The sequence below is a fragment of the Chitinophaga sp. CC14 genome (assembly GCF_048957795.1).
In the GTDB taxonomy this organism is placed as follows: domain Bacteria; phylum Bacteroidota; class Bacteroidia; order Chitinophagales; family Chitinophagaceae; genus Chitinophaga; species Chitinophaga ginsengisegetis.
Window position 1 is genome coordinate 1,222,890 of sequence record NZ_JARBFY010000005.1, and the last position, 25,402, is coordinate 1,248,291.

Annotated in this window: 22 protein-coding genes and 2 tRNA genes; 11 read left to right on the forward strand and 13 right to left on the reverse strand. The window is 43.8% G+C overall.

The window, feature by feature from the left end; genetic code table 11:
* Window positions 1-9: 9 nt before the first annotated feature.
* Entirely contained in the window at window positions 10-888 is an 879-nt protein-coding gene (locus PV783_RS24505) for a fructosamine kinase family protein (protein WP_159454486.1), read from the forward strand.
* Here PV783_RS24505 and PV783_RS24510 read toward each other — a convergent pair whose 3' ends face one another.
* Window positions 889-3,309, reverse strand: a complete 2,421-nt coding sequence (locus PV783_RS24510; protein WP_420989925.1) for a PAS domain S-box protein — start codon at window positions 3,307-3,309, stop codon at window positions 889-891.
* A gap of 245 nt (window positions 3,310-3,554) precedes the next feature.
* Here PV783_RS24510 and PV783_RS24515 point away from each other — a divergent pair, with 245 nt between their 5' ends.
* From PV783_RS24515 to plsX, 3 genes are read left to right on the forward strand one after another with little or no spacing between them, the layout of a single operon-like run.
* Window positions 3,555-4,097, forward strand: coding sequence for a YceD family protein (locus PV783_RS24515; RefSeq protein ID WP_079473290.1), 543 nt, complete (start codon window positions 3,555-3,557; stop codon window positions 4,095-4,097).
* Window positions 4,098-4,109: 12 nt separating this feature from the next.
* Window positions 4,110-4,304 (forward strand): 50S ribosomal protein L32, encoded by a 195-nt coding sequence (rpmF, locus tag PV783_RS24520; protein ID WP_079473289.1) that lies wholly within the window; start codon window positions 4,110-4,112, stop codon window positions 4,302-4,304.
* Between the two features lie 52 nt (window positions 4,305-4,356).
* Window positions 4,357-5,319, forward strand: coding sequence for a phosphate acyltransferase PlsX (gene plsX / locus PV783_RS24525; RefSeq protein WP_079473288.1), 963 nt, complete (start codon window positions 4,357-4,359; stop codon window positions 5,317-5,319).
* A gap of 68 nt (window positions 5,320-5,387) precedes the next feature.
* Here the strand turns inward: plsX and PV783_RS24530 are convergent, their stop codons facing one another.
* Both PV783_RS24530 and mazG read right to left on the reverse strand, forming a co-directional pair.
* On the reverse strand, window positions 5,388-9,209 hold the full coding sequence (locus PV783_RS24530) for an ATP-binding protein (RefSeq protein ID WP_420989926.1): 3,822 nt from the start codon (window positions 9,207-9,209) through the stop codon (window positions 5,388-5,390).
* Window positions 9,210-9,231: 22 nt separating this feature from the next.
* The gene (mazG, locus tag PV783_RS24535) at window positions 9,232-10,002 is read right to left on the reverse strand and encodes a nucleoside triphosphate pyrophosphohydrolase (RefSeq protein WP_079473286.1); all 771 of its coding nucleotides are present in this window, start codon (window positions 10,000-10,002) and stop codon (window positions 9,232-9,234) included.
* Between the two features lie 252 nt (window positions 10,003-10,254).
* On the opposite strand from mazG, the gene PV783_RS24540 reads away from it, so the two are divergent.
* Window positions 10,255-12,540, forward strand: coding sequence for a Tex family protein (locus PV783_RS24540; protein ID WP_420989927.1), 2,286 nt, complete (start codon window positions 10,255-10,257; stop codon window positions 12,538-12,540).
* A 43-nt stretch (window positions 12,541-12,583) separates the two neighbouring features.
* Here PV783_RS24540 and PV783_RS24545 read toward each other — a convergent pair whose 3' ends face one another.
* The 3 genes from PV783_RS24545 to PV783_RS24555 all read right to left on the reverse strand — a co-directional run bounded on the left by PV783_RS24545 (window position 12,584) and on the right by PV783_RS24555 (window position 15,017).
* Complete coding sequence (locus PV783_RS24545) at window positions 12,584-13,108, reverse strand: hypothetical protein (RefSeq protein ID WP_111578996.1); 525 nt, start codon at window positions 13,106-13,108, stop codon at window positions 12,584-12,586.
* A gap of 148 nt (window positions 13,109-13,256) precedes the next feature.
* Window positions 13,257-14,036 carry an enoyl-CoA hydratase-related protein gene (locus tag PV783_RS24550; protein ID WP_079473282.1) on the reverse strand — a complete coding sequence of 260 codons (780 nt, stop codon included), beginning with the start codon at window positions 14,034-14,036 and terminating at the stop codon, window positions 13,257-13,259.
* A gap of 9 nt (window positions 14,037-14,045) precedes the next feature.
* Window positions 14,046-15,017 carry a DUF3667 domain-containing protein gene (locus PV783_RS24555; protein WP_420989928.1) on the reverse strand — a complete coding sequence of 324 codons (972 nt, stop codon included), beginning with the start codon at window positions 15,015-15,017 and terminating at the stop codon, window positions 14,046-14,048.
* A gap of 142 nt (window positions 15,018-15,159) precedes the next feature.
* On the opposite strand from PV783_RS24555, the gene PV783_RS24560 reads away from it, so the two are divergent.
* The 3 genes from PV783_RS24560 to PV783_RS24570 all read left to right on the forward strand — a co-directional run bounded on the left by PV783_RS24560 (window position 15,160) and on the right by PV783_RS24570 (window position 16,286).
* A complete protein-coding gene (locus tag PV783_RS24560; protein ID WP_420989929.1) occupies window positions 15,160-15,993 on the forward strand; it encodes an RHS repeat domain-containing protein in 834 nt (277 codons plus the stop codon).
* Window positions 15,994-16,110: 117 nt separating this feature from the next.
* A tRNA-Gly gene (locus PV783_RS24565) sits at window positions 16,111-16,183 on the forward strand.
* Between the two features lie 17 nt (window positions 16,184-16,200).
* A tRNA-Leu gene (locus tag PV783_RS24570) sits at window positions 16,201-16,286 on the forward strand.
* Here the strand turns inward: PV783_RS24570 and PV783_RS24575 are convergent.
* Window positions 16,268-17,809 (reverse strand): recombinase family protein, encoded by a 1,542-nt coding sequence (locus PV783_RS24575; RefSeq protein ID WP_420989930.1) that lies wholly within the window; start codon window positions 17,807-17,809, stop codon window positions 16,268-16,270. The two genes, PV783_RS24570 and PV783_RS24575, sit on opposite strands and share 19 nt — an antisense overlap.
* On the reverse strand, window positions 17,793-17,969 hold the full coding sequence (locus PV783_RS24580) for a hypothetical protein (protein ID WP_420989931.1): 177 nt from the start codon (window positions 17,967-17,969) through the stop codon (window positions 17,793-17,795). Before PV783_RS24580 ends, PV783_RS24575 begins: the two co-directional genes overlap by 17 nt.
* Before the next feature lie 226 nt (window positions 17,970-18,195).
* Between PV783_RS24580 and PV783_RS24585 the strand changes: the two genes are divergently transcribed.
* Entirely contained in the window at window positions 18,196-18,897 is a 702-nt protein-coding gene (locus tag PV783_RS24585; protein WP_420989932.1) for a hypothetical protein, read from the forward strand.
* Between the two features lie 71 nt (window positions 18,898-18,968).
* Here PV783_RS24585 and PV783_RS24590 read toward each other — a convergent pair whose 3' ends face one another.
* The 3 genes from PV783_RS24590 to PV783_RS24600 form a co-directional block, all read right to left on the reverse strand.
* Window positions 18,969-19,418 (reverse strand): hypothetical protein, encoded by a 450-nt coding sequence (locus tag PV783_RS24590; RefSeq protein ID WP_420989933.1) that lies wholly within the window; start codon window positions 19,416-19,418, stop codon window positions 18,969-18,971.
* On the reverse strand, window positions 19,415-19,948 hold the full coding sequence (locus PV783_RS24595; RefSeq protein WP_420989934.1) for an RNA polymerase sigma factor: 534 nt from the start codon (window positions 19,946-19,948) through the stop codon (window positions 19,415-19,417). The genes PV783_RS24590 and PV783_RS24595 overlap by 4 nt, the downstream gene beginning before the upstream one ends.
* Before the next feature lie 95 nt (window positions 19,949-20,043).
* A complete protein-coding gene (locus tag PV783_RS24600; RefSeq protein ID WP_420989935.1) occupies window positions 20,044-20,316 on the reverse strand; it encodes a hypothetical protein in 273 nt (90 codons plus the stop codon).
* Window positions 20,317-21,053: 737 nt separating this feature from the next.
* On the opposite strand from PV783_RS24600, the gene PV783_RS24605 reads away from it, so the two are divergent.
* Window positions 21,054-21,830 carry a hypothetical protein gene (locus tag PV783_RS24605; RefSeq protein ID WP_420989936.1) on the forward strand — a complete coding sequence of 259 codons (777 nt, stop codon included), beginning with the start codon at window positions 21,054-21,056 and terminating at the stop codon, window positions 21,828-21,830.
* Window positions 21,831-22,221: 391 nt separating this feature from the next.
* Here PV783_RS24605 and PV783_RS24610 read toward each other — a convergent pair whose 3' ends face one another.
* The gene (locus tag PV783_RS24610; RefSeq protein WP_420989937.1) at window positions 22,222-22,494 is read right to left on the reverse strand and encodes a hypothetical protein; all 273 of its coding nucleotides are present in this window, start codon (window positions 22,492-22,494) and stop codon (window positions 22,222-22,224) included.
* A gap of 214 nt (window positions 22,495-22,708) precedes the next feature.
* Window positions 22,709-23,206: a hypothetical protein gene (locus PV783_RS24615; protein ID WP_420989938.1), complete on the reverse strand. Its 498-nt coding sequence runs from the start codon at window positions 23,204-23,206 to the stop codon at window positions 22,709-22,711.
* A gap of 393 nt (window positions 23,207-23,599) precedes the next feature.
* Between PV783_RS24615 and PV783_RS24620 the strand changes: the two genes are divergently transcribed.
* On the forward strand, window positions 23,600-25,348 hold the full coding sequence (locus tag PV783_RS24620; RefSeq protein ID WP_420989939.1) for a hybrid sensor histidine kinase/response regulator: 1,749 nt from the start codon (window positions 23,600-23,602) through the stop codon (window positions 25,346-25,348).
* Window positions 25,349-25,402: the final 54 nt, after the last annotated feature.

Below are 25,402 nucleotides of genomic sequence, written 5' to 3' on the forward strand. Positions count from 1 at the left end.
TGGCGGAACATGATAGATGAAATTCTACAAAAACAGTTAAGCACAGCACTTTCCGAACATTTGAAAGTAAAAATACATATTAATGATGCAAAAAGCGTGCATGGTGGTGATATTAACGAATCTTTTCGTATAGGCACCAACGAAGGATATTTTTTTATTAAGATGAATGATGCCGGGAAATACCCTGATATGTTTAAGCAGGAGTATGCGGGATTGCTGGAGTTACAGGCTGCCAAAGCATTGCAGACGCCCAAACCATTGGCATACGGGAGTGTGAACGGACGGGCTTACCTGTTGCAGGAATTCCTGACGAAGGGGCAGGCGGTGGCTGATTTCTGGGATGACTTTGCTGTTTCGCTGGCGAAGCAGCATCGTGTAACGCAGCCCCATTATGGGTATGCGGGAACCAATTATGTGGGAAGTTTGAAGCAGTATAATACGCCTTACAGCAGCTGGCCGGTGTTTTATGCGTTTAACCGCTTATTGCCGCTGATCAGGATGGCTTATGACCAGCAGCTGGTAGACAGGCAGCTGGTGCAGCAGGTAGAGCGGTTGTGCCGGCAGTTGCCGCAGATTTTCCCGGTGGAAGCGCCGGCATTGCTGCATGGTGATTTGTGGTCCGGTAATTTTATGGTGGGAAGTAACGGGCGGGCCTGTGTTTTTGATCCGGCGGTGTATTATGGCCACCGGGAAATAGACCTGGCGATGGCGCGGCTTTTCGGTGGTTTTGACACGCGGTTTTATTATGCGTACCAGGCCGCCTATCCATTACAGCCGGGGTGGCAGCAGCGGATAGGCATCTGCCAGTTATACCCGTTGATGGTACATTTCATTTTATTTGGCGGTAATTATTACAACAGCATGAAAGAGGTGCTGCAATCTTACTGATTATTCGCCGGGGGAGTCGATAAAATCGCGCATCTTGCCATATTCTTCTTCCACGAGTGGATAGTAGCGGTTTACATCCTGCGTAATTTCATCGAAAAGCCGGCAGATTTCTGTACTATGCAGTTCCTGGTTGATACGGAGATAATTTTCCAGTTCCTGCATTTTAGCGCTGATCCAGGTGAGGCCCACCATGGCGAAATTCGGTTTCAGTTTATGTACCTGGAATTTCATGGCTTCCCATTCGTGGTTATCTACCATTGTTTGCAGTTTGGCGATTTCATCCCGGATAGTTCTGATAAAAATTTCAAAGAGGTCAGCGGCATAGGAAATATTGCTCTCATAGAGATCTGTGAGATATTTGACATCCAAATCGTTATTAAACTCAAATCCGCTTAAGTTCTGCACTTCTTCCATTATTAATTCTGTTTCGTCTTCGTTGAGATATTTATTAAAAATCTGTAATAGCTGGTCTGGTGTATAGGGTTTAGTGAGTATGTCTGTTATTCCGGCGGCTCTTGCCATGGTGGCGGTGCTTTCCATTGCTACGGCGGTGGTGGCGATTACCGGCGTGGCTACATTCGGCTGTTCTTCATCTGCCCTTATTTTTTGAGCCAGTTCCATGCCATTCATGCCAGGGATACGGATATCCATGAGGATAAGGTCGTATTGCCGGGATTCGAGGAACCAGGTAGCATCCGGGCCATTGGTAGCCAGCTGATAGTTGATTTTGTATTTTTCCAGCAGGCTCATGATATAGCGCAGGTTCATCTGGTTATCTTCCACCACGAGGACCCTGGCGTCTTCAAATGACCGTTGCAGTAATTTCCTGCTCAGTTTACCCGTATTGACCGTGAGTGGCCGGCGGCTATCCAGGAAGGGGATATTAAAGCTAAAGCAGGTATTAAAGCCGGAGAGTTCTTCCACGGTGATGTTGCCACCCTGGATTTCCACGAGTTGTTTAACGATGGCGAGTCCCAGGCCTGTGCCACCATATTTTTCACGGATATCGTCTTCTGCCTGTTTGTAGTTCCGGAAAATGAGTTCCAGTTTATCCTTTTTGATGCCGATGCCTGTATCGCTTACCCGGAAGCGTATCCAGAGCTTATTTTCCTGCCAGCTTTCCTGGGTGGCAGTGATGGCAATTTCGCCTTCGTTGGTGAACTTCTCTGCATTACCTAACAAATTGATTAGTATTTGGTTCAGTAGTACATCGTCGCCAATCAGCCAAGTGTCGAGGGCGGCATCCAGTTCTGCGGTTATTTTTACGGGGCGGCGGCCCAGTTTGAGTTCAAAGGTATTGCGTAGCGACTGGATCAGTTCGCGGAGGTTGAATTCGCGTTGGTTAACCTGTATCTCCCGGGCTTCAATGCGTGAAATATCGAGAATATCACTGACTATGCCCAGCAGTATGCCGGACGAGTTTTTCAGGATGTTGACATATTCCTGCTGTTGCGGGTCCAGGTGGGTTTCTTCGAGCAGGTGGGCCATGCCGATGATGGCATTGAGCGGCGTACGGATTTCGTGGCTCATGCTGGCGAGGAAATCTTTCTGGGCGCGCTGGGCTTCTTCTGCCTGGCGGCGGGCTGTTTCCAGTTCCTGTTGCAGTTTTTTCTGATCTGTAATATCTATGTGGATCCCTGCCCCGCCGGTAATGTTACCGTGGCGGTCGTATGTATTGGCGGAGCTGGCGAGGATCCACCGGTTGGAGCCGTCTTTCAGCTTTATTTCCATGTCGTATACGAGGGGCACGTTTTCATCGAGGCGTTTTTTGCGGAGGGCGCGGGCGTAGGCCCGGTTATCTTCCGGTACAAAAACGTCCGTGATGTTCCGGCCGATGAGTTCCTGTTCGTTATAGCCGGAGAGGCGGCAGAAGCTTTCGTATACGCGGGTGATATTGCCTTTTACGTCTGTTTCGCACATGGCAGCGTTGAGGTTATTGAGGATAACCCTGAATTTTTCCTCATTGCGTTTTATTTCCTCCTGTACGTTGTGCCTGCGGGTGATATCGACGGCCTGCCAGATACTGCCGCTGAATATTTCGCCGTTGAATACGGGGAGGTAATTAATTTCCCAGATATGACCGTTGCGGAAGGGCACTTCCCAACCGAACCAGGGCTTTTTTTCCTTGCGGAGGGATTTCATTTTGGCTTCCAGCGGTACATAATCGGCTACCATTGGTTTCAGATAGCGGATCAGTTCCGGATACGAGCAGTTCAGGGGGGTATTCCCATTCATATACCGGCTGAAAATGTCATTTACCCATATGCAGCGGTGTTTTTCATTGGTCACCAGCAGGCCGGCGCTGGTACTGTTGAGCCAGGCCGTTATGGGCAGGGAAAAGAGGTCCGGAGCACCGTTTAAAGGCATGCCGGCACTACCAGTAGTGTTTATTTTCTTACTGTATTTTCCTGTGGCCTTCATCGTTTTGATGGAATGGGGATACGGGTTTTCAATAAAATCGTTGAATTGTGAAAATCAGGTATAAGATAAAAGCTAATTACGTACCTTTGCGCCTCACGCCTGGATGCCACAACATCAATATGGCTGATATTTTATGATATAAATATATATATAAATAAGATATCGTTGGTGAACAAATTTATGAAATTTTTGCAATTGCAAATATTTAATTACCTTTGCATCCCTCTAAAAGTGAGGATATTGATATGAAACCACTCCGCGAATTTGATATAGCCTTTGTTGGATTAAACCCAGGGGAACATTCATTTCATTATGCTATCGGGGAGCGTTTCTTTGATAATTTCGAGGAGCCGAGGGATTTCAGTAATTGCGAGGTGAGTGTAAATCTCACTTTGGACAAGAAGAGTAACTTCTTCTTACTGAAATTTGCGATAGGTGGTAAGGTAACAGTTACCTGCGACCGGTGCGGAGAGCCCTTCGAAATGCAGCTATGGGATGATTTTAACCAGATAGTAAAGCTGGTAGAGAATCCGGAAGAGCTGGCAAGTGGAGAAGAAGATCCGGATGTATCGTATATACTGAAGACAGAGAGCCATTTGAACGTGGCAGAATTTATATACGAGTTCATCCATCTGAGCATTCCAATGCAACGTATACATCCTGACAATGCCGACGGCAAAAGCGGGTGTAATCCGAAAGTGATTGAAATGCTGGAGCAAATGAACCAGCAGGCAAAAGAAAACGATAACCCAATCTGGAAAGGATTGGATAAATTTAAGGACAATTAAAAATTAAATAAAATGCCAAATCCTAAACGCAGACATTCTCAGCAAAGATCAGCAAAGAGAAGAACGCATTATAAGGCGGTAGCGGATACATTAAGCACAGACAGCGCAACCGGTGAAGTGCACCTGAGACACCGTGCTCATTGGGTGGAAAACAAACTGTACTACAGAGGAAAAGTAGTGTTGGAAAAACAGAGCGCAGCTAAATAATAAATTATTTTACTATTTTTACCCGAGCTAACAAGAACAAACCTTGAGTTACATGAGAATCGGGCTTGATATGATGGGTGGCGATTTCGCGCCCACCGAAGCAGTAAAAGGAGTAAAATTATATTTAGACACTGTTGCATCTGAGGTGCATCTGGTTTTAATTGGAGACGAACAACAGTTAGCTCCTTTAATTGCAGCAGCACAGCTGGACCAATCAAAATATTCAGTTGTTCATTCATCCCAGGTAATCGGGATGGATGAACACCCTACCAAGGCGCTGAAAGAGAAGCCACAATCCTCCATCTCTATCGGTTTTCATTTACTGAAAAATGAAAAAATAGATGCTTTCATCAGCGCAGGTAATACCGGCGCCATGATGGTGGGCACCTATTATTCCATTAAAGCCATAGAGGGAGTGCAACGTCCTACTATATCTACTCTGGTACCCCGTGAAAACGGCACGTACGGCCTCTTGCTCGACGTAGGTATCAACGCCGACTGCAAACCTGAAAACCTGGCACAATTTGCCCTTCTCGGATCCCTATATTCCAAACATATTCTTCAGGTACCCAATCCTAAAGTTGGTTTACTGAATATCGGCGAAGAAGAAGGCAAAGGCAACCTGCTTGCGCAGGCAACTTACCCGCTGTTAAAAGAAAGCAAACAAATTAATTTCGTCGGCAACATTGAAGGAAGAGATATCCTCTCCGAAAAAGCAGATGTAATTGTATGCGAAGGCTTTACCGGAAACATCGTACTTAAGATGGCCGAATCATTCCATGAAATTGCGTTAAGACGTAATATCCAGGATGACTACATGAAAAAATTTGATTCTGAATCATATGGCGGTACTCCTGTTTTAGGCGTTTCCAAACCAGTAATTATTGGTCACGGTATTTCCCAGGAAACTGCATTTAAAAACATGATACAGCTGTCGCAGCAAATGATCGAAAGCAAACTGCTGGAAAAAATTAAAGAAAGCTTTGTAGCTAAAGACGATACACAACAGCAGTAAACGCAAAAAAATTACTTAAAAGACGCTCTGGAATCCAGAGCGTCTTTTTTTTGTGGAGGATTGCCGTATTAATGTCCCTGCAGCGGCAACTTCACATAGAACGTAGTGCCTTCATTCAGCTTCGTTTCAAACCAGATCTCCCCTCTCGCCTGCTCGGCAATGTTTTTACACATGGCCAGTCCGAGGCCGGTACCGGAAGACTTGGTAGTGAAGTTGGGAACGAAAATGCGGGATTGTATTTCCGTGGAAATGCCTTCGCCGTTATCGGATACACTCACAATCACGTGACTATCAGAAGTCATTTGCAACCGTACCACGATCTGTCCTTTACGGTCGTCGGGGATGGCCTGTATAGCGTTCAGCAACAGGTTGGTGAACAGCCTGTTCATCTGGGTTTTATCTGCAAATACATAAAAATCGTGTGTGGGCTGCACATAGGTAACTTCACAATCTTCATGCCCCTGGTACAATGAGGTAAGGGAATACAACACTTCATTGAGCAGGAATTCTTCGTTGTTTGGTTCGCCAATGCGGGCAAAGGCGGAGAAGTCGGACGCAATATTGGAGAGGTGTTCGATCTGCTCCACGAGGGTGCCGGCCACTTTGCGCGACAGCTCCTTCACATTGGGTGAATCGCCGGCGATAGCGCGTTGCAGGTATTGGATGCTCAGCTTCATGGGCGTGAGCGGGTTCTTGATCTCATGGGCCACCTGCCGCGCCATTTCACGCCATGCTCCTTCCCTTTCACTTTTAGCCAGTCGCACCGCACTCACTTCCAGCTTGCGTACCATTTTATTGTATTCCTTTACCAGTGCGCCGATCTCATCATCTTTATCCCATTCTATTTCATCGTTGCGCTGACCCAGGTTTACGTGCCGGAGCTTTTCCGTTACCAGCGAGAACGAGCGGGTGATGGAATTGGTGATCAGCAACGCTACCATTCCCGCGATGAGGAAAATGAAGGCGTTGAAATTGATGAGGGCCACGAGGAAGTTGGAGATCTGCTGGTTCAGTTCTGTTTGCGTGGCGAAATAAGGAACGTTCAGGTATGCAATCACTTCATGTGTATCATGATTACGCAACGGCATGTAACCCGACAGGAACGGCATTACCCCGATATATTCCGTATGGATAAACTGGATCTGTTCCAGCCGGTATAAACTGTAGAATGCCTGCGGGTCTATTTTTGCGGAGATCAGCCCTTTGTCCGTCATCATCGGCTGGGTGGTTTGCTGCAGGTTGCCATCGCGGTCGTAGATATTGATATCCAGGGCCCGTTCATTAGCGATATCCGACAGGGAGTTGGCCAGCTTTTTCATCAGTTCTGAATCGTACATATCGCCTACCTGGTCCAGGTCACGCTGATTTTCCAATACCTTTTCCACGTCTTTGGCTACCTCTCTCATGGTTTTGCTGAGCCGTTCGCGGTTCTGCATTTCAGAGCGGTAGATAAAGAATTTAATAGTGGTGATACCCAATATCAGGAAAGAGAAAATAACAACAAAGATGATGGTACCATGTACTTTTTTGCGGATGCTGATATTGATCAGTGCGCGCAGGTTGCTGATCCGCATCCTTGCTTTGATGAGCAGGTCGAATGCTTTGTATACAGCAATGATGAGCAGGAACAAACAGAACATGTAAGCAAACAGGGTGATGAATTCCACGAACATCCTGTTTTCCTTTACCACTATCACTACTTTTTCAGGGGTAGCGCGGTAGATCAGTTCTGAATAACCTTTGATGGATTTTACGGTCACATCTGCCGCAGGCAGTTCATGTGCATATAACCGGATGGGGAAAGGAAAATCGTTGTTGTTGCTAACGAGAATGCCTTTATCGTATACCGCAAAGGAATAGGCGCCGGCGTATTCGCGGCCCGGATCACTCATATCGCCTTCCACCAGCAGCTCGGGATAAAGCCGTTCGCTGCTTACGGGTTTTGGCGCCAGGGTGTATACCAGCCAGCCGGTTACTTCCCCGCCGGCGTTGTGAAATTCTTTTTTAGCGATATAGCTGTAGTCGTTGAAGCTGCGCTCATAATAATACAGGTCGTTGCCCGGCACCAGTGATGGAGAGGCTTCCGACTCGGTAAATATCTGCCGGTTAAAAGTTAATAAGCTGGCGGTATCTGCGGCAAACAGGGAAGCGCCGTTTTCATCATAGGCATACAGGTTTACCCGGAACCTGCTCAGGTAGCCCTGGAAATATTTTGGCAGGAGCAGGCTGTCGAACGCCGATTTACGGTGGGTTCTGCCGTTATGGTCCTGGAAAAAAAACTGGAGGGCTTCATCATGTTCTATCTTTTTACCGATATCATTCAACAGCATCTCCAGGTAAGGATCCTTTTGTTTGGACAGGTCTTCCGCGAGTTTCTGACGGGCATACAGCTCCTTATGGTTGTTATAATGTACCAGTGCGCCCGAGGTGGTGATGGTGAGCAGGAAGAGCCAGAACAGAAACGGTACGGTGGCCATACTGCTTTCAAAGCGGTCGGCGAGGAAGTCGAGCAGCACGATGTAGATCAGCAGCCAGATCACCATTGTAACGGAGAATGGCAGTTCCGGGTTGTGGATACGGAACAGCAGCCAGATGATGCCTACTGCTGCCAGCCAGATATATTTGGTACGGTATTGAAAATTAGTGAGTTCATTCAGCAGGTAGTTGATGATCTGGGAGAAGAACAAAAAGCTGAAAGATATAAAGCCCAGTACCATAAAGCCGATGATGCTGTAGATGATACTGTATTCCGTAAGACTGAAGGGGTTGGTTACATCAAAAGAGATCTTGGAATCTATTACCAGGCTCTGGATGAGGTCTGCCAGGAACTGTTCCACGATATAGAGGATCAGGCTGGCGATGATGATCACTACGCTCTGCGCCCATCTTTTTTTGAGTACCGGCGGGTTGATGGTTTTTACGTGTTCCCGGAAGAAGAGGATCATCCAGAAGGTGAGTAATACGTTGATCAGCAGATCGCCGAGCGAGTAGAAGATTTCATCCTTTGCATAGATCCTGGGATCGAAGATATTGAGTTCCTTCAGGTTAAACGGGAACGGGTATACGTAACTGAGTACCCGCATACCGAATACGATGAGGAACAGGAACAGGAAGCCATACAGCGGGTTGGTGGTTTTGGCCAACAGGGTGGCAAAGAGGTTGAGGAATATAAGCACGCAGATACAACCCAGCACCCGCAGCAGTATGCTAAGATTATTGGAAGGATGTACGTGCATGCCGGTGTTGTAATCGAGGAAGAACAGCGTTTGTCCCTGCCCGTTATTTACCGGCAGGATGGTATGTTCCGGTACTACCAGGGCGGGTTGTTCCCGGAGGATGCTGTACTCCTCTCCCAGTTCTTCCTTATCGTAAAAGTGATTGACCAGGTAGTTGTTTTTGATGGCATATTCCATGCGGATGGGGATAGCCGCCACCAGGTATTGTGCGTGCCCCCGGATTGATTTTACTTTCCGGGTAATGACTTCATAATAGCCATTTTTCAGCTTCATGAACCGCTGGCCATTTTCCAGTGTGGTTTGCAGTTCATCCGGCTGTACCTGGCTGGTATTCCAGAAGGTGAGCCAGATGCCGGTGTTATTGGAATCGTAGGCAAAGAGGTAGTACTCCATGCCGGTGAGTTTGTCCAGTGTTTGCTGGTCGTAGTTGCGCTGGAAGAGGGAGACGGTAAGGGCCGTATCTTTAGCGAGTTTTTCGAATGTTTTTTCCCGTTGATGGATACTCTTTTCCATGCTGCGTTTCACGCCCTGCGGGGACGAGTAGTACGACCAGTAGTTACTGAACAGGAAAGCGAAGGTAAACAACCAGGCTGCAATGATCAGGAGATAGCCATGTCGCAGGAAAAAAAGCCGTATTTCTTTAGAATCGATCAATGCGGGTGTATTAAAGAACGATTTACAATTGCTCTGTGGCTTTCACCTTATTCCAGAGTGTATCCATTTCCGTTAAGCTCATATCGTTGAGGGTGCGGCCCTGTTCCAGTGCCAGTACTTCCATTGCCTGGAACCGGCGCTGGAATTTTTTATTGGTACGTTCGAGGGCGTTTTCCGCATCGATGTTGAGGAACCTGGAATAGTTTACCAAAGAGAACATCACGTCGCCGAATTCATCTTCCATATCATTTATATTCCCGCTGTTCACCGCTTCTTCCAGTTCATTCACTTCTTCCTTTACTTTCTCCCATACCTGTTCTGTGTTATCCCATTCGAAGCCGGTTTGTTTGGCTTTTTCCTGGAGGCGCATCGCTTTTACAAGGGCGGGCAGCGACAGGGGCACACCACTGAGTACGGATTTCTTTCCTTCTTTCAGTTTAAGTTTCTCCCAGTTTTGTTTTACCTCCTCTTCTGTATCGGCTTTTACATCGCCGTAAATATGCGGGTGGCGGTGGATGAGTTTATCGCATACGCCGTTTATAACGTCGTTTATATCAAATTTCTGCTGTTCCGAGCCTATTTTGGCGTAGAACACGATGTGCAGGAGGATGTCCCCCAGTTCTTCTTTGATGGACTTCCAGTCTTCATCGGTGATGGCATCCGCCAGCTCATAGGTTTCCTCGATGGTGAGCTGACGAAGCGTTTGAATGGTTTGCTTGCGGTCCCAGGGGCACTTTTCCCTTAAATCGTCCATGATCTGCAGGAGGCGATCAAATGTAGCTGTCTTTTCCATATTTTGTAAAAATAGGGATCATTTGGGGATTTTGATATTCATAGATGATTCCGGGTAAGAACGGGTCCGGAGAACCAAATGCGGACGTGTAAAAATGGGGAATACTTTTTCTTGGTAAAAAGGCCATTTTAGTTACATTTGCGAGCTATTAAATGGTAGCGATTTCATGGTTTGGAGATGGTAATTTTTGTAATTATTGTGGTTACAAAACCTGGCATCTGGCAATCAAAAAATCCCAAAATGTATTGATTTATGAATCCGAAACACATTGCGCTTATTTCATCGGAGTTGGGTATTTCCGGTAAACAGGCAGAAAACACCATGACCCTGTTATCTGAAGGTTCTACGGTTCCATTCATCAGTCGTTACCGTAAAGAGGTAACGGGAAGTCTGGATGAGGTGCAGATAGGCCGTATTGAAGACCTGCAGAAGCGTTACAAGGAGGTGGATGACCGTCGTGATTTTATTATCAAAACGATCACTGAGCAGGAAAAAATGACGCCTGAGTTATTATCCAAAATAGAGAACACCTGGGTACTGGCGGAGCTGGAAGATATTTACCTTCCTTATAAGCCTAAGCGTAAAACCCGTGCTACCGTGGCCATTGAGAAAGGGCTGGAACCATTGGCTACCCTGTTGTTTGAGCAGCAGGACGGTGATATTTCAGCAGCGGAAACATTTATCAATGAGCAGGTGGCAACGTCTGAAGAGGCGTTGAAAGGTGCGCGTGATATTATTGCGGAGTGGATCAATGAAAATGCGGAGTGCCGTGATAAGCTGCGTAAATTATTTGCCAATACCGGCAAGCTCACGTCTAAAGTGGTAGAAGGAAAAGAAGCCGAAGGCGATAAATATAAAGACTATTTCGAGTTTTCAGAGGATCTGCGGGAGATGCCATCCCACCGGGTGCTGGCGATATTACGGGCAGAGCACGAGGGTATCCTGTTCAGCTCTATTGCGCCGGTAGAGGAAGATGCCAATGCGCTGATCAACAAACAATTTGTGACCGGTAAAGGCAAGGCGGCAGAACAGGTAACCAAAGCTGCCGCAGATGCATACAAGCGTTTGCTGCGTCCTTCCCTGGAGAATGAATTCCGGGCATCGGCAAAAGAAAAAGCGGACCAGGAAGCGATCGAAGTATTTGCGGAAAACCTGCGTCAGCTGCTGCTGGCAGCGCCGCTGGGGCCTAAGGGCGTTATTGCCATTGACCCGGGTTACAGAACAGGTTGTAAAGTGGTAGCGCTGGATAACCAGGGCAATATGCTGGACAACGATGTTATTTTCCCACTGGAAAAAAATTACAAGAGAGATGATGCAGAAGCCCTGCTGAAGAAGTGGGCGGCAAAATATGATACCGAAGCCATTGCCGTGGGTAATGGTACCGCGGGTCGGGAAACAGAGGAGTTTGTAAAGAAGATTGATTTTGGCAAAAAGATCAATGTGTTTATGGTGAACGAAAGCGGCGCGTCTGTATATTCTGCTTCAGAAGTGGCCCGTGAGGAGTTTCCGGATCATGATGTAACGGTGCGTGGCGCTATTTCTATTGGCCGCAGGCTGATAGATCCGCTGGCTGAGCTGGTGAAGATAGATCCGAAAGCTATTGGTGTAGGACAGTACCAGCATGATGTGAGCCAGTCGTCGTTGAAACAGAGCCTGGATCGCGTGGTGGTAAGCTGTGTGAACAATGTGGGCGTGAACCTGAACACTGCTTCCAAGCACCTGCTGGCGTACATTTCCGGTTTGGGCCCTTCCCTTGCGGAGAACATCGTAAAGTACCGTAAAGAAAACGGCGCATTCAGCAACCGTATGCAGCTGAAGAAAGTGCATCGTTTGGGCGATAAAGCATTTGAGCAGTGCGCGGGCTTTTTGCGTATTGAAAACGGGGATAATCCACTGGATAATTCCGCGGTGCATCCGGAGCGTTATGACCTGATCAAAGAAATGGCCGCCAAACAGCACAGCACTGTACAGGATCTGATGGGCAAGGAAGAACTGCGTAAGCAAATTAATCCGAAGGATTATGTGAGTGCCGAAGTAGGTTTGCTTACTTTGGAAGATATATTGAAGGAGCTGGCCAAGCCTAGCCGTGATCCGCGCGACGAGATCTCTATTTTTGAATATGCAGAAGGCATTCATAAAATGGAGGATGTAAAGCCGGGGATGATATTGCCGGGCGTGGTAACCAACATCACTGCATTTGGTGCATTTGTGGATATTGGTGTAAAGCAGGATGGACTGGTGCACATTTCCCATCTCTCCAATAAATTTATCAGCAATCCTAATGAAGCCGTAAAGCTGAATCAGAAGGTGCAGGTAACTGTGTTGGAAATTGATGTGGCGCGTAAGCGTATTTCATTATCGATGAAAGACAATGAGAAAGGCGGTGGCAGCGGTTCCCAGCAACAGGGTGCCAGAAGGGAGCCTCGTGGCGATCAGCAGCATCAGCAGAAGAAGGTGAATAAACCGGCGGCTAAAGAGGCGCCGCTGAACGACTTCCAGGCGAAGCTGGCCGCGTTGAAGAATAAGTTTGATAATTAAAAGAAATAGGAAAAAGGAAGGCCACACCGGTCTTCCTTTTTTTTCAGCGTTCAAATTTCTGCATCCACTGCAGGAATTTTTCCGGGTAGTCGGTATCTCCTTTTTCGCTGAAGAGCATGAGACTTCTGTTCACTGTGAAGCCGATGTAAATGATATCCCGGTCCATATCTATGGCAATAACGGCTTCATCGTAGCCTGATTTTCCGGGCATGTATCCTTCATTAAAAAGTATTTTGTTTTCCACTTCTATGGGTGGTGTCACTTTTAATCTTTCAAAAAAAGATTTACGGGCTTTACCTATCAGTACGTTAAGTCTGCTTTTCAGCGGTTCGGTTTCAAAAAGACTGCTTTCCGCGGCGTATTTACCGTTGAATTGCAGGAAACTGTTCCAGGAAGCTACCATGTCTGTTTGAATAGTATCGCCACCAGCGATCATGGTATCGGTAGGTGGCAGGTTAGTCTGGTCGGCCAGTACAACCGCCCTTACTTTCTGGGCGGGGCTATTACATGCAAACGCGCAGATAGTGAGCGACAAAAGTGATGCAACAGGAATCCTTCTCGCACTCATGGTTAAATTTTTTTTATTTGATACTAAGGGGGCTACAACAACTATCGGGCACCACTTTCCCGGCAGTTAACAACATAATTTTTTTATCAGTGGAAGGTTAACAAGTCAAATAATAAAATAGTTTAATGGTTTTCAATAAAGTTCCGGGCTATTTTCCTTTGAATACAGGAGGTCTTTTTTCAATAAACGCCTGCATGCCTTCCTTCTGATCTTCAGATGCAAAGAGAAGATAAAAATTTTTACGTTCAAAATGTAATCCTTCTTCCAGGCTGGTATCAAAAGCTTTCAAAACGGCTTCTTTAGCCATTTTAAGCGCTACAGGGCTCATGGCAGCCGTTGCTGCGGCCAGTTTTATGGCTTCCTGCAGGAAGAGTTCCACGGGCACGATACGGTTAATTAATCCGGCCCGGAGTGCTTCTTCTGCGGTGATAAAGCGGCCGGTAAGCACCATTTCCATAGCGAGGGCTTTCCCCACTGCGCGGGTAAGTCGCTGGGTACCACCGGCTCCTGGCATTACGCCCAGTTTTATTTCCGGCTGGCCGAAACGGGCTGTTTCGCTGGCCACGATCATATCGCAGAGCATCATCAGTTCGCAGCCACCGCCGAGGGCGAAGCCGCTAACCGCCGCTATAATAGGTTTCTTTATTTTTTTGATGGTGTCCCAGGTGCTGAACTGATCGATATTATACATATCTATGGCAGATTTCCCTGCCATTTGTTTTATATCGGCGCCGGCGGCGAAAGCTTTTTCGTTGCCGCTGAGGACAATTACCCGCACCTCGTCGTCCGCATCGAGGATTTTCAGGGCGTCTCTCAGTTCGCCCATGAGTTGCAGGTTTAATGCGTTCAGTTCTTTTGGGCGGTTCAATTGAATGTGGGCAACATAGGGCGCCACTTGCTGGTGTATGATAATAAATTCCGGTTGCATCTTTTAAAGTTAAAGAAATATCATAAACATCAGTAAAATGTAGACCAGGAATACAATAGCAGTTGACATGATATAAGCCACGCTCAGCACAATGCCTTTTAACAGGGATTTCCGAAAGCTTTGCTGGTAGTTATTCCAGAGCGCCAGCACCAGGTAAATGAAGATGATCCACCAGCCTATGGTCATAAAGATATCGTTATGGAAAATAAATTCCAGGAGAAGACCGGCCAGCCCGGTAATAAAGGCAAAAGAATGCAGGTGGATGGCAAAGATGGCGTGATCGGCATACAGCCACTTTTTCTTTTTGCGGTACATCCATTTCATGAACAGGGCAAAAAGCGGCAGCAGGATAAACATCAGTTTGGGCACATTATGATTGAACATTTCTATAATGGCCTTTTTTGAGTCTTCTCCGTATTTCTGCCGGACACCGATGATCCGCCGGTACACCATCTTCTCTGCGCCATGAAGGCGTGCTGAGTCTGGCAATTGCCGCTGTATCGCATCAAATTCTTCTACTGTCTGATAGTGGTTAATACTCCTCTTTTTGCCGGTGGAAGAGCTATCCTGAGAAAGGGCCAGGTCCAGCGCTTCAACGCCTGTTTTCACGGAATCGCTGATCCGGGACCTTTCCGTCACGAATTCACCGGAGTCATCTTCGCTGCCGTGTTGCAGGGTAAACAGGCCGAAAAAGAAGACGAAGGATATAAAGACGTATAATTTTATTGGATTAACGTAACGTACTCTTTTGCCGGCCATATACTCCCGGGAAAGGAATCCTGGTCTGAAAAGGAGGTATTTCAGGGTGGTCAGGAACTGGGAATCGTAGTGAAAGATATCTGCCACGAAGTGTTTAACCAGGTGGGTGAATGTTTCATGTGGTACGGTATTTTCCTGTCCGCAGTGTGTACAGTACCTTTCAGGCACTTCTGTACCACAGTTAAGACAGTTTTTCTCCTTACGTAAGGGTTGTGATTTCAAGAGATTTAGATATTTTTGGTTGTAACAGCCGGCAAGATAAAAAAGAAATGACGAATTATACCCGGATAAAGTCCGGTTAAAAAATTTTAATATGATTTTTGCGTTTTACCTTTGAACATTCAAAATCAGCGATTTTACGGGCATGAAGAAAACGATCCTACTGGCACTGAGTATACTGGCATTTGCAGCCAGGGGTTTTAGTCAATATTACTTCCAGGACATTTACAATACCCAGCAAACGGTGGCGACAATGGCGCTGCTAAAGGAAAACAAGGTAAAAACGCAGCAGGTGCTGACGCTGGATGCCGACATGCAACCGGACCGGGACTTTCGTTGTGAGCGCAACCTGAATCCCACCTACCGGCAAATGAAGGCGCAAACACAGTCCAGCTCCACCGGTTATTCTGCCATGACCTCCACTTTTTCCGCCAAGGGGCAGCTGATCAGAACGGTAGACAGTTCCGGCGCGAGTATAACTACCACGCAATACCGCTACGACGAAGGCGGGCGGTTGCAATATATCAGCAGCACCTCCATTGCGCGCGACAGCAAGCTTCGTTTTGATGAAAGCCGGACGTACCGTTATGATACGGCGGGACGGTTGCAGCAGCTGATACAGCGTAAGGGCAGTGATTCCACCGTGGTAGCTTTTAAAACCGACAGTGCGGGGAATGTGATTGAGGAGCAGGATACGCGTCGTGGCACACGGATTTATTATAACTACGACAAGGCGGGCAGGCTAACGGATGTATACCGTTATCAGCCTGCGAAGAAGCGTATGTTGCCGGACTATATCTTTGAGTATAATGCACAGGGAAAGCTGGTGAAGATGACTACCGTTAACGCACAAACGTCGTCGTATACGATCTGGCAATACGAATATCAGCCGAATGGATTACCTTTGAGTGAAACGTGCTATGGTAAAGGAAAGGAGTTGTTAGGGATGGTGAAATACGGCTATGAGCTGAATCCTTAGATGCAGTTAAAAAAAAAGGAATTCGTAAAATATTTGAGTTCAGCGTTAAAAAAATTTTGCAGCTTCAAAAAGATTCCTATCTTTGCAATCCCAACAAAAAAAGTTCTTATAATAAATGCGAAAGTAGCTCATTTGGTAGAGCACGACCTTGCCAAGGTCGGGGTGGCCGGTTCGAGCCCGGTCTTTCGCTCTGATTATTCCCTACAAACCCTGGTGGTGGAATTGGTAGACACGCGGGACTTAAAATCCCGTTCGCAGCAATGCGAGTGTGGGTTCAACTCCCATCTGGGGTACAACTCCGGAGTGACGCTCCGGAAAGGCAGGTCTCATCGATTTCGATGAGACCTTTTTCTTTTAAAATCAATGAGTTATGCATGAAGACTTTTTCGATAGAAGCGGTTCGATATAGCCCCTCTTTAAACACCAGATTATGTTTGAACACCCTCTTAATTAAAGATTGCTTTCTTGTTACGTTACTTTTCTGATAGATCATTTTCAAGTTTGTTAGGTGGTGCAAATCTTTTACCAACGACTGAAATTTACCTACCCTATCTTTGCTTTTCAACTCTTCGATATTTGCTTTGGTAACTGCCATTTCAGCCGCAAGAATTTTCTGCCATTTGGAATAAAAATCAGAATCCACTTCATCATTCATCCATTTCGCTTCCAGGTTGTGAATTTTCTGTTCGACTCTCTCTAGTTGTCTTTCTCTTTCCGGTAATATTTTTAAACTTTCCTTGAAATGGTCCTTTAGCCCATCCTTGCATTCGGTAACTATATGGTCCACCTGTTTTTCAGAAAAGCTTAAAAGCTCCATAATATCCTCCATCATAGTGTGCAATTTCTCACCTGGAAAATTATCTCTCTTGTGATATTGGCATCTGTAATACAGATAATATTTTCTTCTACCTTTTGAGTAGGCTGCAGTCATAGGAGTACCGCACCAGCATCTCACAATTCCCCTCAAAGGGAAGTTCTCTGCAGGTTGCGAACGAGGCGGCTTTTTAGTTCCCAGCCTTTCCTGTACGAGCCAAAAATCATGTTCAGTTATAATTGGAGCATGTAATCCTTTTATAAATCTTTCCGGATTTTTATTATCCTTCTTTATCTTGATCAGACCTGCATAGGTGCAAGTTGTAAGGATGGACTTTACGGCACTATTCCCTTTTAAAGGGAATCCAATCCTTTGGACCATCCTCCAAACTTCATATATAGGGGTGCCCAATAGAAATTCCGCGAAAATTGTCCGTACAATATGTGCTTTACTATAATCAATAGTTATAATCGATCTACCACTTGCATCCTTTGCATTCAAATAACCAAATGGCGCCAAATGAATAAATCTGCCATTTAGCGCTGCCTGGCGCATTCCATTACGTGTGCGTTGGCGAATGCGCAACAATTCCTGATTAGCCATAGCAAACATAATTGCCCTTTGAAGAAATACGTTGGGGTCATTTACATCAATATCAATATCTTCATTGCAGGCCAAAACCTTTATCCTATACTTATTCTCCAATTCTTTAATTTTCTCCAGGGCTTCTGTCAGATTTCTGCTGAATCGATCCAGATCCATAATAAGTAAGTACCGGGCCTTTCCTTTGTTCTGCCGAATATACTTTTCAAGTGCTCTATAATCGGGTCGGTCAAAAGTATCACTACATTCCCCATTATCAGTGTACATTCCAATCAGATTAAGATTATACCTACGGCAATAATCATTAATAGCCCTTTCCTGATACTCGAGTGAGTACTTTGATTGGTCCTTATCGCTCAACCGGCGATAGCCAAATGCGTTTTCAATCGTCAAGTTCATTATGTTCCGTTAAAATAATTTCTAAAATCAGTTCCGCTATAAAATTCAAAAAAATGAGTTCTTCTCTATCAAACCCTTTTGCCGCCGCATCCAGTTCGGTGACTTCAATTTCTTCATCCTCAGCAAAAGTTCTCCGCTGGATTAAAATCTTTTTCTTCATACACTCTCACATTATCAGTTCCACAAATCCTTCGTGATTGAAGGTTATATGTCAAATTTAGTTATTTGTTGCTGTATTTATATAATTTACACCAACATTTAGTCAGTTGTATCACACATTTTTTTCCATAACTTAATTAAGACCGTTTTGAATTATCTATTTTTGGTCACTGTTCCTTAAGGACTAGTAAACGTTTGATCAGGTAAAAAGAAAACAAAACCCTAAAATGTCCAAAGTCAGCTATAAAGTAAGTGATGATCCGAGGTTGAAGAATGTGGATTTTCACGGTCGCACCGTGAGACCGTTATATATTAAGCTGACGCACGCAAGACATTCCACGACATTTAAAAGCGCTTATTTTGATCAGCTGATTAAGCCAAAGCACAAATTACATATTGGTGCAATCAGTAAGATTCCGACGCAACAACAAATCCTGGCAAAAGAAAAACAGACCATTGATTTCATTATTGAAAAACTTGGGAGCACCTTTAATTATGAATTATTTAAAAAACAGTACGACTATTATACCACTGATCTTTGTGACCTTACAGAAAAAGAATACAATGAATTCCTAATGATCTATTTTAGCGATGAGGGAATGCCGGCATTTGCCAGGAGTTTATATGAAGGAAACAAGTCAGAGGCCATTTTTCAGGTCATAGATGACCTAAAAATTTGCGTGACGTCAGCAAGTTATGAAAAGTTACTGGACGCCTCATATAGTATGGCACCACCTTACCTTGTGTTGTATAGTTTTACACGAAGCCTGAAAAAATGGCCGGTGACCTTATCTATTGCGGAATGGGAAAACAAGCCAATTCAACAACTGTTCATGGAGCATCTGAAAAAAAATTTCCTAAAATTAGAACCTGTCCGTGTTTTAGAACAGGTTAATAGTTATGTGGAAGGCGTTTACAGGAAGACCTAATTCTGTTTGCAGGCACGTGCTTATCTTTTCCTATTTAAAATACCTGCCGGAAAAAGGGGCAGAAGGCTTTATTAATTTTTTGCATATGCTGTCTGTATTGTCTGAGGAAACTGTTGAAATTGCTGTTGTAATTTCCTATACTTATAATAGTAGAATACAGACCAAAACAGAGCTATTATTAAAATCACGGCTGCTGCAATAAATATACGAACCCATACTTTGTGTACAGTAACCAAATTTTCATCTTTAGGCAGAATATTGATGACCGTATAACTTGCAGGAGGTTTAGTCTCCGGCGCTATTTCTACCCGTTGGAGTATCTTACTTTTTAACTCTATTGGAGGAAGAACTGGCTCATCAAACATCAGTTTCTCCATACGCTGCAGACAATCCTGTATTTCAATGTCAACTTGTGGATATAGACGGCGCATACTTTCGAGTTCAGCCGATTCCTCTTCTGAAACGAGCCCCAGTAAATAACCTTCGATAATACCGGATGATATGTATTGCTGAATATTCAATGTTCTTTGTTCAAAATATCTCTTAATGCTTTTCTCGCGTTGGTAAATCTAGTCTTAATAGTACCCAACGGTAACCCCAGCTTGCGGGCTATTTCTTCCTGTGTCCAATCTCGAAAGTAGGTCATCTCTATTAATATACGATGTTCGGGTTTTAAAAAGTTTGTCAGTTTTCCGATTCCTGTGTACTCCCGATCAAACGTCGGAATAAGGTTATTATGCTTATCCTCCAGGGAACTACTTGTAAGATATCTTCGATAAGCCCTGCTTTTGAGCTGATCCAATGCTGCATTGCGTGCAATCTTGTACATCCAGGTAAATGCTGATCCTTTGTCAGCATCATACTTGTCCATATTGTTCCATATTTTGATAAATGTCTCCTGCAAAATATCCTTTGCAAGTTCCTTATCTCCAAGCATACCCAGAATAACGCTATAGATACGACTGTGATAATCGTCGTAAAGACGACTGAATTCACTCATCTTCTCTTGCGGTGACAAAGTCCTCTCTTTATGTGTATGCTCTTGTTTCAAATAGATGAATTAGTAAGAACCATAATTTCGCAATACTGGTAGCCACTATGAATGTTCAGTGCATGTTTCCGTTATGAACATCAGTTTACTTTCTTCTAACTGGCAGTACTTACCAGCTTTCTGTTGGGGATACATTCTAAAATTTTCTTTTTCAATTCAGGAGATACTGGGAATACCGGGTGTCTACTCAGTATGATTAAGCTGTTATCCTGTTGATATTTTGTCGAGACCACACTTTCAGTATTGATCAGGTAACCTTGTCTTTTAAAAAACATCGATTCCTGCGGGGAACTGGTTGTTCCCTTCATTCCAGCTACTATACTTATTATCAGGCCCCACCTGACAATTACTATAATTGATTTCTTCATGACAGTTCATGTTTTGGTTGCTTCAGTTAGTTTTGTAATGTCGTTTAATTAGATACGCCACAGATAATGTAGAAAGTTTGGATTAAGTTGTTTTTTTTTAAGAAACTAACAAAACCCTTTATGGGCGTACATTTATTTCGAAGTGTATTTTATAGCAACTTAGGGGTGGAATGGCACAGAATCGATAGACAGACAGATGGTGAATCATTTTTGCTAACGTCAATGCGAACCAATTGTTTGTTAATATGGAATAACAAACAATTGGTTCGCATTGACATTAGTTAGCAATTCGAGGTGAATGACTATTCCGTTATTATATACGATCATTACATGTCCAATGAGAGGTTAACTATGCAGAAGGGATGAATTTAAATTTCGGTAAATTAGTTCGTCAAATTAAACCGGGTAACCAGAGCGATTACCCAAAAACAAAAAACTGTGAGGTTCACGCATTTTTTTTATTTCTTCAGTAATTCCCCACTGGTACCTGCCCGATCCAATTAACTGCTAATCCAGAGTTATTTAGCAAATAGGAAACTGTCAATCGTACCAGCCAGGTCGTAACGGGGTGGTACGATTAATCTGCGTATTTCAGTAATAGCGGTTCTTCCCCCAATTTTGGCGTCCCCCCATTCTAATGAGTCAACCGCGTTGGTAACTTAAAATATTTATATTAACATTTGATTCACACTTCAAGTGACGAATATTTATACCTTTTGATAAAATTTCACTTGCTGATGAAGTTAAGCAACAAAACAAATGCGTTAAATTTTTTGGAGAATGGTGATGGTCGCATATTTTCGACCGCAGATAATGGCGAATTGGCATCATATGCCTGGGAATTTATTAGAAATGAATTCGATTCACAACGCCCCTTATTCAGCAACAAAATTCAGTACATTAGCCGTCCATTTTACACCGCATACCTTAAGGGACGTGAATCCCTTAAAGAGGTTATAACTAAGGAGCCGATCATTCAAAGCGGTACATTGATCATCCCAACAGAACCTGGGGCAACTAATACTATTTTTTATAATATTTATGCAGATGGCGGAAAAAAAGATCGAGAACTAAGCGGAACCATGATTTTTTTAAATAAAAGTAAGGAAATGCCCGAACCATTTTTGTTTGGCTTTATTAACATGAAGGACGATGGCATTGTATCATATGCTCCTGATAGTATGGAGGAAGAAGGAGTAGATGTTATGAATTTCGTCTCTGATATATTATACCTAATTCTTTTCACAAAGTATTGCAAAATGGAAACGAAGATCATTGGAGCCGGCAAAAAAGATTTTCATGTGAAAGAGAAATATGTGAATGAAACAAAAGTGCCAATAGAAATTTTAGATAGTACCTGGTTCACCACAATAGTCCGCAGCGAAGGATTTAGTGTTGAAGGCTTTTTTAGAATGCAGGCATACGGCCCTGGGTTTTCGCAAAGAAGGCTTCAATGGATCCCTCCATTTGAAAAACAGGGATATACACGTCGAGCCAAAATAGTTAACCAATAATCTATTTGGGCTGCATTTAGTAAAAAAAGATGCTGCTGGCAAATTCAAAAAGGGATCCCCCCCATCGGTAAGGATCGCTAGTAGAATGGGGCTATTTCACTTTTGCAGAACAAATTACCACCGTTTCAAGGGCTGAAGAATGCCAGGAACTTCAAGCCTTTTCCTATAATGAATTTATTTTTCAAGAAGCTCCCTGTTATCGCTGTACACAAATTGCCCCGACTGATCAAGGACAAGGGCTTTAATTGAATTGCCAGATAAATACTGCGATTTTATCGTCCGGCAAATGCAAGTACAATGACTACACACTGAGTGAAGAAACCTGATCTAGCTCCCGTGGGATGAAATTCGTTTCAAAAAGCCACCGTTTTTCGAGATTTTAAAATGAGCCCTATTCCCACGCGCTTTTTGGAGGAAGAGTGCTTTTGATGAGAAAATTGCCATCCAGTTTAGATTCTTTTACCGCATCTTCGATTTGTAACTTAATTAATTCACTTTCCACACCGGAAGACCGCGCATTAATGATCAACAGTTTAGTTTGAAGATGCTGATACTTCAAAATTTTATCGACTGATAATATCCACTTAAAAATAAAGGCTGAAATAATGATCCCAATTAAGGATAAAATTATAAATGCAATGTTCGCAATGATGAATGTAATCATAAGTCATATTTATTGATAAAAATAGGCGTACGGTCTAAGCATACTAAGGGGTTTTGAAATGCGGTTAATATCAGTAATAAACAGATTTTGTCCAGTTCAAATAGTGATAACTTCCCCGGCAGGCACCCGATTCAACGAGTCGCGTATATATTGGTTGTACTTACCTATTCTTATTACCTGCGCTTGTTGCTGTTCGCAGTTAGCAGCCGTAGTGCTAATTAACATTTACCTGTTGTTTACTCGAGTGCATGCGATAAATCTTTACCAACCCTCCAATCGTTAAAACCAAAATGGCAAAACATACTGCTAGTATCGGTAATATTTTTTTAAACAAATACTCTCTTAATCCAGTGAACTTCGCCTGGATAGTGACAAGTTCATTGTCAACTAACGGCACACTTATAAAAACAGAATTGTCATAAGGAGAAAGTAAACCAACTTTGTCAAGCCTGAAGTCTAAGTTTATTTCTTTACGTTGAAGAATGATACGATATTCACGACTGAGGGCGTTCATGTAGCGCGAGCCTGTTTCCATAGAGGGCTTCTGAACTGAAACGTTGTGGTAAGCTTCACGGAGATACTGGGACGTGTTGAAGACAAACTCATTTCTTTCATTTATATAGGCTGTAACCAGCCAACAAGACGCTGAAAAAAACACAATGGCTGCATACCAAAATGCCTGATGTTTTTGTATTGGGATTCTGAGGTTCATAATTAAAAATAATCAACTGTTCTTGAATTTTTATTTTTCGTTAACAATCGTTAAGAATATCAAGAAATCACCAAGAAATTTTAACAAAACCAATACTAGATAAGCTAAATTTTACAAGTAATTATAATACTGAATAATTACACATACGTTTTTTATCTATCTAACTTTCAAAACGTTACTATTACCCAGGTTGGGATTAATAATTAAATTTCAGTTTAACATTGGATTAACACTTTAAAGGAAGTACTTAAGTAAATTGATATCCTAAAGACACAGAGCACGGAACAGGCTAAACTAACTCTGTAAACTAAAAATAATTTGAGGAGTTGTATAAGACGCCTCGGATGTTAGCTTGTGATTTCCCCTACCCCAACCCTCAAAATTAAACTACGAATGAAGGTCATTAAGCAATTACAACAAAAGCTACAAATGATTCCACCCTTTTACAATAAAATGGCGACATTAGGGATTGATCAGGCCTCGGAAATCGACAAGCCCTCTGTTATCATCGTGAACACACTAGCTTTTATTACCGGATCAATGGTGCTGAGTATCGGATTATTTTTTTATAGCTTGATCCATTCAAAAATGCTGCTTTATGGCGTTTTGATAGAATCAGCGGCATTTTATGGCCTATTATTTCTGAATCACTACGGGAAACTTGATGCTGCGAAATTCGGAATGATCGCCATCCATAGTTTTTCTGCTGTGTATTTTGGGGCGTTACTGGGAATGGTGCTCTCTACAGAGCTAATTGCTGCTTTTTTAATTACTTTTTTGGTGGGTGGCGCCTGTTTGATTTTCCGCAAAAAGAAAGAAAGGGCACTATCTATTGCAGTGGTTGCGTGCCTGATGGTCATAATTGAGGCGAATAACTATTACCAGGTTATCAGGCCACTTCAATTGGATCATGTTAACTTCTATTTCTTTAGATGGTTTAGTATTGGGGGCATGTTAGCGTTGATTTCAATAGGATTATGGCTTACTGTACGAAGCAATATAGCGCTTATGGAATCATTGAAAAATGCGGATATATCAAGAAGAAATTTCCTTAGCTCAACAAGTCATGATTTACGAACGCCACTGGACGCTATACATATCGCGGCCCAGGAACTGAAGTTAATTTTGAAAGGCAGTAACCGCGTCCCCGATATGAAGGCTATTGAAAGGGCACTAAAAACAATTCTACCTGCGAGCATTTATAGTACAGAGATCATCAACGATATCATGGATCTGTCTAAAATAGAAGCCGGATTACCGGCAGAAATTAAAAAGATCGACTTCCATACGATCTCCTGGGTCCACAACTTTATGGAAATATTGACACCACTTGCAGCAGAAAAAAACAAAAAGCTAACAGTAAAAATTGATCGGAGTTCCATTCCAGCTATTATTTATACCGACAAACTCAAGCTAACAAAGATTGTAGTCAACCTTGCCATTAATGCGATAAAATATGCTCCGCAGAATACAGAAGTAGTCATCCGGGTAGAAGATAATAAAAACACACTGGTAATTTCGGTTTATAATGATGGAGCGATCCCTCTGGTACTCCAGTCCAGGCTATTTGACCCCTTTGTATCGGGAGAAAACGGAAGTCTGGGTGGCAATGGCCTAGGTCTGCACATTGTCGATTCGCTGGTCAAACGACTGGGTGGCAGTATTAGCTTTTTCAGCAACGAGATTCAGGGAACTGAGTTTACTGTAAAATTAAAGGACATTGCCAGTGACCATCGCAACATCAGTCCTGTCAGACCGGGGAATAAAACGCAGGAAAAAACCTTTGCCGGTAAAAAGATCCTGGTCATTGATGACCAGGAAAACACGATTACCGCAATCCGGGCATTATTCAGGGAGAGTGAATTGTATAACGCCCAGGATGGATTAGCCGGATTAGAAGAGGCCAAATTGGTAAGACCGGATATTATTTTCTTGGATTCCTATATGCCTAAAATGAATGGGTTGCAAACTTTACAGCAAATTATGCTGGACGATAGTCTGCGGGATATTCCAGTTGTTTTAGTATCCGCAGATGCCTACAAAGAAACCAATGAGCAATACATTGCGGCTGGTGCCTCGGATTTCTTACGTAAGCCTCTGGAATTTAGAGAACTTAAATCAGTGATGAACAGGCTACTTTAAAATGGCGACAAACTAGATAAGTATACTGTTATGGGAATGCGGCTGGATGATTTA

Excerpts from the sequence above, each read along its gene's own strand:
- PV783_RS24505 (WP_159454486.1), top strand. The coding sequence starts at position 10 with ATGATAGATGAAATTCTACAAAAACAGTTAAGCACAGCACTTTCCGAA.
- PV783_RS24510 (WP_420989925.1), bottom strand. The coding sequence starts at position 3,309 with ATGAAGGCCACAGGAAAATACAGTAAGAAAATAAACACTACTGGTAGT.
- PV783_RS24515 (WP_079473290.1), top strand. The coding sequence starts at position 3,555 with ATGAAACCACTCCGCGAATTTGATATAGCCTTTGTTGGATTAAACCCA.
- rpmF (WP_079473289.1), top strand. The coding sequence starts at position 4,110 with ATGCCAAATCCTAAACGCAGACATTCTCAGCAAAGATCAGCAAAGAGA.
- plsX (WP_079473288.1), top strand. The coding sequence starts at position 4,357 with ATGAGAATCGGGCTTGATATGATGGGTGGCGATTTCGCGCCCACCGAA.
- mazG (WP_079473286.1), bottom strand. The coding sequence starts at position 10,002 with ATGGAAAAGACAGCTACATTTGATCGCCTCCTGCAGATCATGGACGAT.
- PV783_RS24540 (WP_420989927.1), top strand. The coding sequence starts at position 10,255 with ATGAATCCGAAACACATTGCGCTTATTTCATCGGAGTTGGGTATTTCC.
- PV783_RS24545 (WP_111578996.1), bottom strand. The coding sequence starts at position 13,108 with ATGAGTGCGAGAAGGATTCCTGTTGCATCACTTTTGTCGCTCACTATC.
- PV783_RS24550 (WP_079473282.1), bottom strand. The coding sequence starts at position 14,036 with ATGCAACCGGAATTTATTATCATACACCAGCAAGTGGCGCCCTATGTT.
- PV783_RS24560 (WP_420989929.1), top strand. The coding sequence starts at position 15,160 with ATGAAGAAAACGATCCTACTGGCACTGAGTATACTGGCATTTGCAGCC.
- PV783_RS24575 (WP_420989930.1), bottom strand. The coding sequence starts at position 17,809 with ATGAACTTGACGATTGAAAACGCATTTGGCTATCGCCGGTTGAGCGAT.
- PV783_RS24580 (WP_420989931.1), bottom strand. The coding sequence starts at position 17,969 with ATGAAGAAAAAGATTTTAATCCAGCGGAGAACTTTTGCTGAGGATGAA.
- PV783_RS24585 (WP_420989932.1), top strand. The coding sequence starts at position 18,196 with ATGTCCAAAGTCAGCTATAAAGTAAGTGATGATCCGAGGTTGAAGAAT.
- PV783_RS24600 (WP_420989935.1), bottom strand. The coding sequence starts at position 20,316 with ATGAAGAAATCAATTATAGTAATTGTCAGGTGGGGCCTGATAATAAGT.
- PV783_RS24605 (WP_420989936.1), top strand. The coding sequence starts at position 21,054 with ATGAAGTTAAGCAACAAAACAAATGCGTTAAATTTTTTGGAGAATGGT.
- PV783_RS24610 (WP_420989937.1), bottom strand. The coding sequence starts at position 22,494 with ATGATTACATTCATCATTGCGAACATTGCATTTATAATTTTATCCTTA.
- PV783_RS24615 (WP_420989938.1), bottom strand. The coding sequence starts at position 23,206 with ATGAACCTCAGAATCCCAATACAAAAACATCAGGCATTTTGGTATGCA.
- PV783_RS24620 (WP_420989939.1), top strand. The coding sequence starts at position 23,600 with ATGAAGGTCATTAAGCAATTACAACAAAAGCTACAAATGATTCCACCC.